The following is a 12,489-nucleotide window of genomic DNA, read 5'->3' as shown; positions in this document are numbered from 1 at the left end:
AGCCTGCCACGCGCAGGCTTTTTTGTTGCCAAAGCGCTTTTATAGGTAGCCGTACAGCTTTTGTTACTAATTTATGCCTGCATTTTAAATTTTAGCACTTCATCCTGAACATTTGTATACGTTTTGCGTTGTGTTGTTAAAAACAAATAAAAAAGCAATTTTTTAAAGTATAAATTTTTGTTTTTATATTTATTTATACTTTTGCAAACCAATCTAAAATAGCCAACAATTAGTTAAGGAGACACATACTATGTACTGGACACTTGAATTAGCATCATACCTGGAGGACGCACCCTGGCCAGCAACTAAAGATGAGTTAATTGATTACTCAATTCGCTCTGGAGCACCTATGGAGGTAGTAGAAAACCTGCAGGCCCTTGAAGATGACGGACAGCCTTACGAGAACATCGAAGAGATCTGGCCTGACTATCCTACCAAGGAAGACTTCATGTTTAACGAAGACGAATATTAATAATGAATAATTGGTAATGAATAATGAATAATTGCCAATAGCTTTAAAGCTTACTCATTATTCATTCATCATTAGTAATTAATCATTGAATAACATCGTTGAAGTAAAAAATCTGGTTGCGGGTTATGAGTCGCGTACTCTTATCCGCAACCTTTCTTTTTCTATACCTGCCCCAACGTTTGTCGCCATCATCGGCCACAACGGTGCGGGCAAAACCACCTTCTTCAAAACCTTTCAGCAAAAGGTAGCTTACCAGGGACAACTGCATATAAAAGGCCACGACCTTAAAACCCTGCCGCTGGCCACCAAGCAAGGCATACTTTCTTACCTGCCGCAACGCAATACAGTTTCTTTCTCTATAAAAGTGCTAGACCTGGTGGTAATGGGCCTGTTCCGGAAGAAGCGCTTTTTTGAAGATTACACTACCCAGGATTACGATACCGCCGCTCAGGTACTGGCGCAACTACAACTCACCCACCTGCAGGACCACGACTTTACAACCCTTTCAGGCGGGGAACAACAGTTGGTATGGTTGGCGCAATTGATGCTGCAGGACGCAGCTATAAACCTGCTGGATGAGCCCACGCAGCAACTGGATGTATACTATAAGAACAAGGTATTTAAGCTGCTGCAAAGCTGGGTACACGAAAATCAGAAAACTGTGCTTTGTATTACACACGACCTGCACAACCTGACGACGATGGAAGGCTACTTGTTAAACCTTTCTAAGCCAGAACCAATATTAGAGGTTATCTCCCCGGATACTGTTTTAGAGAACCAGGCTTTTTTGGAAGCTGGCCGACCAGTTATACTATAGTTGTTCTTTGGCAAAAGCTTCAGCTAATATCAGATCTTCGGGAGTTGTGATTTTTATATTGCGGTAGCTGCCTTCTACCAATGTAATTTTCTCGCCTATACTTTCTACTACCGAGGCATCGTCGGTAAAGTAACCCTGGTCGTGCTGCTCGTAGGCTTTTTTAAGAATTTCTGCTGTAAATACCTGCGGGGTTTGTACCAGTTTATAGTTGGCACGCGGCACAGATATACTTCCTTTCGAAATCAGTTCGCGAATAGAATCCTTTGGTGATACCACTACCACGCCACTGCCATAGTTTGCAGCGGCCTCAAAAGCAGCTTTTATAGTTTCAACCTCCACAAACGGGCGAACGCCATCATGCACGGCTACCAAACCATTTCCCATTACAGCACCTAAGCCATTTTTCACAGACTCGAAGCGCGAAGCACCACCCGGCACCGTCATATGGAAAATAGTAAAGCTGTACGTTTTACACAACTCACGCCAGGTTTCCAGCTGTTCTTTAGGCAATACCACAATCAGCCGTATAGTTGGGCTATAGTTGTAAAAGCGTTCTATCGTATGCATTAGTATCGGCTTTCCAGCTACAGGTATAAACTGCTTAGGAGTATCGTGCTGCATCCGGCTGCCCGAGCCGCCGGCAACTATAATCGCATATTCTGGGAGTTCTTGCGCCATAAGGAGCAAAGTTAAAAAGATTTATAGTTTAGGAATTAAAGAGTTTAGGAGTTAAAGATGGATGAGTTAGAAAAATTAGAAGATGTAGAGACGCAATACTTTGCGTCTTAACTATAGCTGATCCAACAATTCAACGATCCGCAATAAAAAAGCCCCGACTTTGCAGTCGGGGCTTTTTATACTTTATAAGCAGCTTATCCTTACAAAATCAGCATTACGTCGCCGTAGCTGAAGAAACGGTATTTCTCTTTTACGGCTTCTTCATAGGCTTTCATTACCAGTTCGTAACCCCCAAAAGCAGCTGTCATCATCAGCAGGGTGCTTTCCGGCATATGGAAGTTGGTAACCAGTGCGTTCGCTATCTTGAAATCGTATGGAGGGAAGATGAAACGGTCTGTCCAGCCTTCGTTTGGCTTCAGGCGGTTGCTCGCCGATACCGAAGACTCCAGTGCACGCATGGTAGTTGTACCTATAGCACAAACACGCTTCTTGTTATCCAACGCCTTGTTCACCATATCCGATGTTTCAGCAGGAACACTAAAGTTCTCAGAGTCCATTTTGTGCTTGGTCAGGTCTTCCACATCAACCGGGCGGAATGTACCCAACCCAACGTGTAGCGTAAGAGGCGCTATATCTACCCCTTTTATCTCCAGGCGCTTCAGTACTTCTCTGGTAAAGTGCAGGCCGGCAGTTGGCGCAGCTACGGCACCTACGTTTTTGGCATACACAGTCTGGTAACGCTCACGGTCTTCCGGCTCAGCTTCGCGCTTAATATAGCGTGGCAGCGGCGTTTCGCCCAGGTCGTTAATAGTTTTGTAAAACTCTTCGTCTGTGCCGTCAAACAGGAATTTTATAGTTCGGCCACGCGATGTCGTGTTATCAATAACTTCCGCTACCAGGTCGCTTTCGCCAAAGTATAGTTTGTTGCCTACACGTATCTTACGCGCCGGGTCAACCAGCACATCCCACAAATGAATATCTTTGTTCAGTTCGCGCAGCAGGAAAACCTCTATTTTAGCGCCGGTTTTCTCTTTGTTGCCGTAAAGGCGGGCCGGAAACACTTTGGTATCATTCACAACCATCACGTCGCCGTCGTCAAAATACTCCAGTATATCTTTAAAAATACGGTGCTCGATCTTACCTGTATCGCGGTGCAGTACCATCATGCGCGACTCATCGCGGTTTTCGGTTGGGTGCGTAGCCAGGAGCTCTTCCGGCAGATCAAACTTAAATTCTGATAATTTCATAGATCAAATATTACGGTATTTGGATTCCAAATGGTGAAAAGACTTTAACTATAACTTGAAGTTGCTTTCAGGAGTTCGGAAAATTAACCCGGCAATAAACAAAAAAACGAGCCGCAAATTTACTCAGTTTGACCGAAATATTCTTACTTTTAAAAAAATTACTTTATATAACCACAAAACCGATGATATACCTGCGTCTGATTGCGGAAAGTATACGATTTGCCTGGCAGGCCCTACGTGCCAATATGCTCCGTACACTGCTCTCGCTGCTGGGCGTAACCATTGGTATTTTCGCCATAATATCAGTTTTTACGCTGGTAGATTCGCTAGAGCGTAACGTGCGCGACAGCATGAGCTTTATTGGCGATAAAGTTTTATATGTGCAGAAATGGCCCTGGAGCTTTGGTGGTAGCTACCCGTGGTGGAAATATTTTCAGCGACCGGAGCCCACGGTGCGCGAGTTCCGTTTACTGGATCGCAACTTGGCCAACGATGCAGGTGTGGCCCTGTTTGCAGATAAAAGCGGCAGTACTTTTAAATTCCAAAGCAACAGCTTTACCGGCGCCATGCTAATGGGTGTAACCTATGACTACAACAAAGTAAGCGAGATACCGATTGAAGAAGGCCGTTATTTTGTACCACAGGAGGTTGATGCCTCCCGCAATGTAGTAGTGATAGGCAAAGAAATTGCTGATGCCCTTTTCCCGAACATAAGCGCGGTAGGCCAGGAAGTAAAAGTTGGCGGTCAGCGGTTTAGGGTGATCGGGGTGATAGAGAAACAGGGCGAAAGCATGTTTGGTATGCCCAACTTCGACCAGATGGGCATTATACCATTTGGCTCCTTCAGCAAAATGTATGATACCGGGCCCGATGGCGTAGGCAATGCCATTGCCATTAAAGGCCGCCCGGAGGATGAAGGCCTGCAGGAACTGGAGTATGAAGTGCGCGGCATGATGCGCAACATACGTGGCCAGCGCCCCCGCGACGATGACAGCTTTGCCATAAACCGCCCCGAAATGGTAACACAATCTATATCAGGCTTTTTTGATGTGGTTGGCCTGGCTGGCTGGGTAATTGGTGGGTTTGCTATATTGGTAGGCGGCTTCGGTATTGCCAACATTATGTTTGTGTCGGTTAAAGAGCGAACCAACATTATAGGTATACAAAAATCACTGGGGGCTAAAAACTATTTTATCCTTTTCCAGTTTTTGTTCGAGTCGGTGTTCCTGAGCGTGTTAGGTGGTGGCATAGGCATCTTTTTGGTGTTCCTGATCACCATCATCCCGCAGGACATGATGAAAATTAGCCTGTCGATAGGTAACATTGTGCTGGGCCTTGGCGTATCCGCGGTGATTGGTATGCTTTCAGGTATAATCCCGGCCGTGCTGGCGTCAAATCTTGACCCGGTTATTGCAATCCGCTCTAAATAAAGTAACTTACAACCCGCATTTTGCAGCGCGCCCTCACAGCCTGTATTTTTGCGATTAATTTTTTGATGAAAGGCGCCTGATTAAAAGCGCCGCAGGGTACTATTGTCCTGCCGAGAAGATGATTTAATATATTATGACAAAGCTTAGAAAGACAAGCAAAACAAAGCTCCACGACGAGGCGCTTAACACTGGTAGCGGGCAAACTATACTTAACCCCGATGCTAACGACAACAAAGTAAGATCGGTAACTGACCTGCGCGAAAGCGGCCAGGTAACTGCCCCTCCTGCCTCTGAAGAAGATATCCGCATTCGTAAGGCGTTTGTAGACAAAAACTGGAACGAGATCAAAATAGCCGACTCGTGGCAGATATTTAAAGTAATGGCTGAGTTCGTGGATGGTTTCGAAAAGATGGCCAAAATCGGTCCATGCGTTTCTATCTTCGGATCGGCGAGAACCAAAGCCGACAACAAATACTACATAATGGCTGAGGAAATTGCTGCCAAGCTGGTGCGCCATGGTTATGGGGTAATTACAGGCGGTGGCCCGGGCATTATGGAAGCCGGTAACAAAGGTGCGCACTCTGAAGGCGGTAAGTCAGTGGGTCTGAACATCCAGTTGCCATTCGAGCAGTTCAACAACATTTACATCGACTCTGATAAGCTGATCAACTTTGATTACTTCTTTGTGCGCAAGGTAATGTTTGTGAAGTATGCACAGGGCTTTGTGGTAATGCCAGGCGGTTTCGGTACACTTGATGAGTTATTTGAAGCGATCACGCTTATCCAGACAAAGAAGATCGGTGCATTCCCGATCGTGCTGGTTGGCCGCTCGTACTGGGAAGGTTTGATGCAGTGGGTAGAAGATGTAATGCTGAAAATGGAAAGCAACATCAGCGCCGAAGACCTGGACCTGGTACACATCGTAGACGATCCGTCGGAAGCGGTAAAGATCATCGACGACTTCTATGCCAAGTACCTGCTTTCTCCAAACTTCTAAGAGAAACAGTTTTACTATACTTACAAAAGCCTGCTGCCAACACAGCAGGCTTTTTTTATGCTTTCTGAACTATAACATACCGTTTACTAAATATTCTTACAAGGCTATACTTATAACATCCTATATCAGCTATATTTACAGTATTCTGGTTAACTATAGTTTGGTAAATTATGACCTGTGGGGGTAAGCTTTCGGTTTGTAGTAAAGTAGCGGCGTTTTTAGTTTGTTTTCTGGTTTCGGGAAGCTTTTCCGGCGTGCAGGCGCAGCGTAACAAGGCGTCTCATGTCTGGTATTTCGGAGATAAGGCTGGGCTAGATTTTAACGTAAACCCGCCGGCAGTGCTCACCAACAGCGCCATGAATGCTTTTGAAGGAACCGCAAGTATAGCTGATGCCAACGGCAAACTTCTTTTTTACACGGATGGCACCACTGTCTGGAATAACCAGCACCAGGTAATGCGAAATGGCTCCGGATTAATGGGAAGCGCCAATAGTGCTCAGTCCTGTATTATAGTTCCAAAGCCTGGAAGCCAGAAACTTTTCTACCTGTTCACGACGGATGCTACTGGCAGGGGAAATGGGTTGCGCTACGCCACTATTGACATGACAGAACCCGGAGGCGATGTTGTTGACAAAAACAAGTTACTTTATACACCAACTTCCGAAAAACTGACAGCTGTACTGCAACAGAACAAACGCGACATTTGGGTAATGTCACATCAACATGGCACTCACACCTTCCGGAGTTTTCTGGTTACCAGTAGTGGTGTAGGCCCGGCCAACGAATTTAATTTATTAGGAGGAATTTTTCCGCCAGCTTCAGAGGCAACCGATGCTATAGGCTGCATGAAATTTTCGCCGGATGGAACAAAACTGGCCGTTACGCACAGGGCCACAAACACGGTTCGCCTTTTTGGGTTTAATAACGAAAACTCTTCTATTATTCCCTTCCCGATAGCACCTTTTGCAGGTTCGTTAAACCCCGGCAGTTCTCCTTATGGTGTAGAGTTCTCTCCTGATAACTCCAAGCTTTATGTATCTACAGATGCAGGTACCAAGATCTATCAGTATGATCTCAGCTCAAATGATTTTGCAACTATAAATGCTTCTAAAACGCTGATAGGCCAGGCAAACCTGGACCCTACCAACCCGCCAACCAACTTTGTAGGCGGCAGTTTACAGCTTGCCCCGGATGGTAAAATATACTTTGCACGACCAGCCAGTGCGCATTTGGGTGTTATCAGTAACCCAAATGAGAAAGGTACAGCCAGCCTTTACATTGACACAGCAGTTTATTTAGAAGGCAGAAAAAGCATGATGGGGTTACCAGCTTTTATCCAGAGTAACTTTACTTATACTTACGATGTCAGCTTTGATATTAACTGTTTTGGAGAGCCGAGCAATTTCGCTTTCGATGCCCCTACTTCTGATAACCCCACTTTTATGGAGTGGAACTTCGGAGACCCGGCATCAGGTGCAGCCAATACGGCCAACACGCTAAATGCCAGCCACCATTTCAGTGCTCCCGGCAACTATACCGTTACCTTTACCCGCCACATCGGCAACAAACAGGAAACCTATACTATAACTGTAAAAATATTGGCACCGCCTGTAGTTGACCTTGGCCCCGACCGCTGGGTTTGCCCCGGCACCGAAGTAACCCTGGATGCTACCACCCCAAATGCCACCTACAAATGGAGCAACGGCAGCACCTCGGCAAGCATAACCACTACCACACCCGGCACTTACTGGGTTGATGTAACTATAGCCGAATGCACTACCCGCGACGAAGTAAAAGTCTCGAACTATAGTTTGCCGACCGTAAATCTGGGTGCTAACCGCGAATTGTGCGAGGGAGAAACGATAGAACTAAATGCTTTTAACGAAGGCGCTACGTATCTGTGGCAGGATGGCTCTACCAATTCTACTTTTACGGTTACCAAGGCAGGCACATACAGCGTAGAAGTTACCAGCAAAGACGGTTGCAAAAAATCAGATGAGATAACTATAGTTTATAACCCATTGCCTATAGTTAACCTCGGCCCTGACCGCGACATTTGCGCCAACACCACTACAACACTGGATGCTACCCAACCCGGCATGACCTATAAATGGAGCACCGGAGCCACTTCCCCAACTATAACTATAGCTACTGCAGGCGAATATTGGGTAACCCTAACCAGCAGCAAAGGCTGTAGCGCTACTGATATTATCCGCATTAACCATTTACCGCTACCTATAGTTAACCTGGGCCCTGATGAAACACTTTGCTCCGGCGACACCAAATTACTGACTGCTACCTTCCCTAATTCCACTTACCTGTGGCAGGATGGCTCAACAAACCCTACATTTGTAGTAACCGAGGCCGGAAAGTATTGGGTGGATGTTACCAATGAATTTGGCTGCGTGGTACGCGATGAGATTTGGCTGCCTTACCTGACCAGGCCAGCGATAGCTTTAGGCAACGACACCACGCTTTGCTACGGCGACACCCTGGTAATTGGCACTGAACTGCCCGGCAATATTCGTTACGAATGGCAGGATGGCAGCACCGACGCCTTCTTTAAAGTAACTAAACCGGGCACCTACAAACTCAAAGCCTTTAACCAGCACTGCGAAGCCGATGACGAGATCACAGTGAGGTTCAAAGATTGTATTGGTGGTCTGTTTATACCCAACGTTATTACCCCGAACGGCGATGGCCTGAACGATGTGTTTTTTATACACGGCCTGAAAGAGGATGACTGGGAACTGGTGCTGTATAACCGCTGGGGAAAAGAGATTCAACGCATCAAAAACTATAAAAATGACTGGGCCCCACGGTCTGGCACTACTGGCATGTTCTATTACCTGTTGCAGCACCCAACTACAGGGCGCAGCTACAAAGGCTGGCTCGAGGCACTGCAATAGACCTTATCCCCTGTATAGTTGCTACCGTATACTTGCAGTATGAACTGGAAAGGTATACTTAACGGCAAGAAACGCAAGGAGATAAAAAAAGACCTGAAGGTACAGGAAAAGCAGAACATTGAGGTACGCGACCAACTGGCCATGGAGCGCACAGAACTGGCCAACGAACGTACCCTGCTGGCTTATAGTCGCACGGCTATGGCGTTGGTGCTGGCAGGTTTATCCTTTATTAAATTCTTTGAAGACCCGGTTTATAAAGGCCTGGGCGCAATGTTTATTCCCATCGGGATAGCGATAGGCATAGTTGGCTACCGCCGTTATTGCAAAAAGCAGGAGCGCATACAACACCACACCAGCACCTATGTGCCCACCAGCCCGGTACACGCAAAAGTAGCCGCCCAGGAAAAAGCAGACCCTACAGCAGACACTAATTCCCCGAATTCTATAGTTTAGCTTACTCTCAACAAATCAAAAAAACCAACCCATGATGCTACCTGACCCCGAAAAGGAAGAAATTAAAAAGCTTAAAAAGAAGCTGAAGCAACAGGAGAAAAAGAACACTGAGATACGGGATCAGATGGCGGTGCAGCGTACTATTTTTGCCAACGAGCGTACCTTAATGGCTTATCTGCGCACTTCCATTGCCCTGTTAGCCGGCGGCATTGCAGCTATAAAACTATCGGAGCACAAGTATATGGGGGTAATAGGATTTACATTGCTGGCATTAGGAGGCGGGCTCATTATCTATAGTTTCTATCGGTACTTTCAGAAACAACGTCTGATTAAAAAACAGCGGGACGAATTTGTGCAAACCAGTCACCACCACGCCATAATTCATGAAAAGGAAGCCTCCCGGTACGGCAACGCCGATTAAAGCATAGCTACAGGAAAGTTACCAAATGCTAAACCAATTAGCTGCTTTTGCTGTTAAGAAGGGTTGGAGTTTTACTGTCGTAAAGCGCTGGCAATTTTATACCTTTGCTATTTAAAATCAACGCATCCTGAATGGCTTTAGAACAAAAGCAAACTACAGATACCGGCGTAGCTTCAGCAGCCTTCCCGCATAACGGCGAATCGCAGCAGATCGAAGTATATGGCGCCCGCGAACATAATCTCAAAAACATATCTATAACCCTGCCGCGCTATAAGCTGGTTGTCTTTACGGGCATCAGCGGGTCCGGCAAATCGTCGCTGGCTTTCGATACCATTTATGCCGAAGGGCAGCGCCGCTACATGGAGACTTTCTCGGCCTACGCCCGCTCGTTTATGGGCGGCCTGGAGCGCCCCGATGTGGACAAGATCGAGGGCTTGTCACCGGTAATCTCTATAGAGCAGAAAACCACGAGCCGCAACCCGCGCTCTACGGTTGGTACTATCACCGAGATCTACGACTTTATGCGCCTGTTGTGGGCGCGTACTGCCGAAGCATTCAGTTATGTGACCGGTGAAAAAATGGTGCGCCAGAGCGATGACCAGATCGTAAACCACATCCTCGAGAATTTCGATGGCAAGCGTATAGTTGTACTGGCGCCAGTGGTAAAAGGCCGTAAAGGACATTATCGCGAATTGTTCCAGCAGATACGAAAAATGGGCTTTATCCGTGCCCGCGTAGATGGCGAACTGATGGAGATCGCGCCAAAAATGCAGGTCGACCGCTATAAGATTCACGACATCGAGATCGTAATTGACAAGATCGTAGTGAAGGAAGATGACCGTTTCCGTTTATCAGGCTCTATACAAAATGCGCTCACGCATGGCAAAGGCACGGTACTTATACTTGATGCAGATGCCGACAAAACACATTTCTTCTCGCGCCACCTCATGGACCCGGCCACCGGTATTGCCTACGACGATCCGGCTCCGAACTCTTTCTCTTTTAACTCGCCTTATGGTGCCTGCCCGGTTTGTAATGGTTTGGGCGAGATACAGGAAATTACAGAAGAATCGGTTATACCTGACAAGAGCTTAAGTATACGCCGTGGCGGTATTGCGCCGCTTGGCGAGTACCGCGACATCTGGATTTTTAAGCAGATCGAAGCCCTGTTCAAGCACTTTAAAGTTTCGGTTTCTACGCCGCTAAAAGATCTGCCTGAGGATGTAATGAAGGTGTTGCTTTATGGTCTGGAAGAAGACCTGGAAGTAAATACCAAGAAGGGCAACTACGTAGTGGAGTTTGAGGGTATCATCAATTTCCTAAAAGGCCAGATGGAGTCTGATTCCGATAACATCCGCAGTTGGGTAGAAGATTTTACACAAACAAACACCTGCCCGGAATGTAACGGTTACCGCCTGAAAAAGGAATCGCTGCATTTTAAAATTGATGGCAAAAACATTGGAGAGCTTTCGGTACTGGATATAAACAAGCTGGCTGCCTGGTTCGAGGGGCTTGAAGAACGCCTGAGCGACCGCCAGAACGTAATTGCCCGCGAGCTGCTGAAAGAGATCCGTAAGCGCATCGGCTTTTTGCTGGATGTAGGCCTGGATTACCTTAGCCTGCACCGCCCGGTTAAAACCTTATCTGGTGGCGAGAGCCAGCGAATTCGTTTGGCAACTCAGATCGGTACGCAGCTGGTGGGTGTGCTTTACATTATGGATGAGCCAAGTATTGGTCTGCACCAACGCGACAACGAACGCCTGATTAACGCTCTGAAAGACCTGCGTGATTTGGGCAACTCGATTATAGTGGTAGAGCACGACAAGGACATGATCCTGCAGTCGGATTATGTGGTGGATATAGGACCAGGCGCAGGTATACATGGCGGGCAGGTGGTAACAGCCGGCACCCCTGAAGAAATGATGAACGCCGGCACTACTACCGCTGACTTCCTGAGCAACCGTCGCGGCATAGCCGTGCCGCGCACCAAACGCCCGGGCAACGGCGAAACGTTAAAGCTGATCGGAGCTACGGGCAACAACCTGAAAAATGTAACACTGGAACTGCCTTTGGGCAAAATGATCTGCGTTACAGGTGTATCAGGTTCAGGTAAATCATCCCTGATTCACGATACACTTTACCCAATCCTGAATACGCATTTCTTCCGAGCGAAGCGCGAGCCGCTGCCTTATAAAAAGATAGAAGGACTGGATAAAATAGACAAGGTTATTGAAGTAGACCAGTCGCCCATTGGCCGTACGCCGCGCTCTAACCCTGCCACCTATACCGGCGTGTTTACAGACATCAGAACACTGTTTGCACAACTCCCGGAAGCCAAGATAAGAGGCTATACGCCGGGCCGTTTCTCGTTTAACGTGAAGGGTGGCCGTTGCGAAGCCTGCGAAGGTGCCGGTATGCGAACGATTGAAATGAACTTCCTTCCGGATGTGTACGTGCCGTGCGAGGTATGTAAAGGCAAGCGCTATAACCGCGAAACCCTGGAAGTACGCTTCAAAGGCAAAAGCATTACCGACGTGCTGGACATGACCGTAGAACAGGCAGTAGAATTCTTCGAGAGTCAGCCGCGTATCCTGCGCAAGATACAGACCCTGAACGAAGTGGGCTTAGGTTACATCACGCTTGGGCAACAGGCTACTACCCTATCCGGTGGTGAGGCACAACGTGTGAAACTGGCAACGGAGTTATCTAAAAAAGATACCGGCCAGACGCTTTATATCCTGGATGAGCCAACGACCGGATTACACTTCCAGGACATTGAGCACTTATCAGAAGTATTGCATAAACTGACCAACAAGGGCAACACTGTTCTCATCATTGAGCACAACCTGGACCTGATCAAGATCGCGGACCATATCATTGACATTGGCCCGGAAGGTGGCGAAGGTGGCGGAACTATAGTTGCCAAAGGTACCCCGGAAGAGGTGGCCAAAGTAAAGAAAGGCTATACTTCCCGTTTCCTGAAAGAAGAACTGGCAACCAGCCATTACCGCGAAAACGGCCAGGAATAACGTATAAGCCAACCTAAAAAAGCCGCAGCTATAGTT

The 12,489-nt window shown here is 47.1% G+C and carries 10 protein-coding genes; 8 read left to right on the top strand and 2 right to left on the bottom strand.

All coding sequences use genetic code 11. From position 1 onward, the window contains the following. Positions 1-250: 250 nt before the first annotated feature. Positions 251-472, top strand: coding sequence for a DUF2795 domain-containing protein (locus GWO68_RS11190; protein WP_007652164.1), 222 nt, complete (start codon positions 251-253; stop codon positions 470-472). An 85-nt stretch (positions 473-557) separates the two neighbouring features. After that, positions 558-1,289, top strand: coding sequence for an ABC transporter ATP-binding protein (locus GWO68_RS11185; protein WP_162346537.1), 732 nt, complete (start codon positions 558-560; stop codon positions 1,287-1,289). Here the strand turns inward: GWO68_RS11185 and GWO68_RS11180 are convergent. Together GWO68_RS11180 and queA are read right to left on the bottom strand one after the other, a co-directional pair. Beyond that, entirely contained in the window at positions 1,284-1,967 is a 684-nt protein-coding gene (locus GWO68_RS11180) for a 2-C-methyl-D-erythritol 4-phosphate cytidylyltransferase (RefSeq protein ID WP_162346536.1), read from the bottom strand. The two genes, GWO68_RS11185 and GWO68_RS11180, sit on opposite strands and share 6 nt — an antisense overlap. A 200-nt stretch (positions 1,968-2,167) precedes the next feature. Beyond that, on the bottom strand, positions 2,168-3,214 hold the full coding sequence (gene queA, locus GWO68_RS11175; RefSeq protein WP_162346535.1) for a tRNA preQ1(34) S-adenosylmethionine ribosyltransferase-isomerase QueA: 1,047 nt from the start codon (positions 3,212-3,214) through the stop codon (positions 2,168-2,170). Positions 3,215-3,396: 182 nt separating this feature from the next. On the opposite strand from queA, the gene GWO68_RS11170 reads away from it, so the two are divergent. From GWO68_RS11170 to uvrA, 6 genes are all read left to right on the top strand, one after another. Then, positions 3,397-4,644 (top strand): ABC transporter permease, encoded by a 1,248-nt coding sequence (locus tag GWO68_RS11170; protein ID WP_162346534.1) that lies wholly within the window; start codon positions 3,397-3,399, stop codon positions 4,642-4,644. A gap of 133 nt (positions 4,645-4,777) precedes the next feature. After that, positions 4,778-5,641: an LOG family protein gene (locus GWO68_RS11165; RefSeq protein WP_162346533.1), complete on the top strand. Its 864-nt coding sequence runs from the start codon at positions 4,778-4,780 to the stop codon at positions 5,639-5,641. A 170-nt stretch (positions 5,642-5,811) separates the two neighbouring features. Further along, complete coding sequence (locus GWO68_RS11160) at positions 5,812-8,550, top strand: PKD domain-containing protein (protein ID WP_162346532.1); 2,739 nt, start codon at positions 5,812-5,814, stop codon at positions 8,548-8,550. 39 nt (positions 8,551-8,589) lie between these two features. Next, on the top strand, positions 8,590-9,003 hold the full coding sequence (locus GWO68_RS11155; RefSeq protein ID WP_162346531.1) for a DUF202 domain-containing protein: 414 nt from the start codon (positions 8,590-8,592) through the stop codon (positions 9,001-9,003). A 31-nt stretch (positions 9,004-9,034) separates the two neighbouring features. Further along, positions 9,035-9,424 (top strand): YidH family protein, encoded by a 390-nt coding sequence (locus tag GWO68_RS11150; protein WP_162346530.1) that lies wholly within the window; start codon positions 9,035-9,037, stop codon positions 9,422-9,424. A 131-nt stretch (positions 9,425-9,555) separates the two neighbouring features. Then, entirely contained in the window at positions 9,556-12,453 is a 2,898-nt protein-coding gene (gene uvrA / locus GWO68_RS11145) for an excinuclease ABC subunit UvrA (protein ID WP_162346529.1), read from the top strand. Positions 12,454-12,489: the final 36 nt, after the last annotated feature.

The organism is Pontibacter fetidus, from assembly GCF_010119545.1.
In the GTDB taxonomy this organism is placed as follows: domain Bacteria; phylum Bacteroidota; class Bacteroidia; order Cytophagales; family Hymenobacteraceae; genus Pontibacter; species Pontibacter fetidus.
This window is presented reverse-complemented; position numbering and strand designations above follow the sequence as displayed.

What these genes read in the sequence shown, in the direction of transcription:
- GWO68_RS11150 (WP_162346530.1), top strand. Translation starts at nt 9,035, where the DNA reads ATGATGCTACCTGACCCCGAAAAGGAAGAAATTAAAAAGCTTAAAAAG.
- GWO68_RS11190 (WP_007652164.1), top strand. Translation starts at nt 251, where the DNA reads ATGTACTGGACACTTGAATTAGCATCATACCTGGAGGACGCACCCTGG.
- GWO68_RS11165 (WP_162346533.1), top strand. Translation starts at nt 4,778, where the DNA reads ATGACAAAGCTTAGAAAGACAAGCAAAACAAAGCTCCACGACGAGGCG.
- GWO68_RS11180 (WP_162346536.1), bottom strand. Translation starts at nt 1,967, where the DNA reads ATGGCGCAAGAACTCCCAGAATATGCGATTATAGTTGCCGGCGGCTCG.
- GWO68_RS11170 (WP_162346534.1), top strand. Translation starts at nt 3,397, where the DNA reads ATGATATACCTGCGTCTGATTGCGGAAAGTATACGATTTGCCTGGCAG.
- queA (WP_162346535.1), bottom strand. Translation starts at nt 3,214, where the DNA reads ATGAAATTATCAGAATTTAAGTTTGATCTGCCGGAAGAGCTCCTGGCT.
- uvrA (WP_162346529.1), top strand. Translation starts at nt 9,556, where the DNA reads ATGGCTTTAGAACAAAAGCAAACTACAGATACCGGCGTAGCTTCAGCA.
- GWO68_RS11155 (WP_162346531.1), top strand. Translation starts at nt 8,590, where the DNA reads ATGAACTGGAAAGGTATACTTAACGGCAAGAAACGCAAGGAGATAAAA.
- GWO68_RS11160 (WP_162346532.1), top strand. Translation starts at nt 5,812, where the DNA reads ATGACCTGTGGGGGTAAGCTTTCGGTTTGTAGTAAAGTAGCGGCGTTT.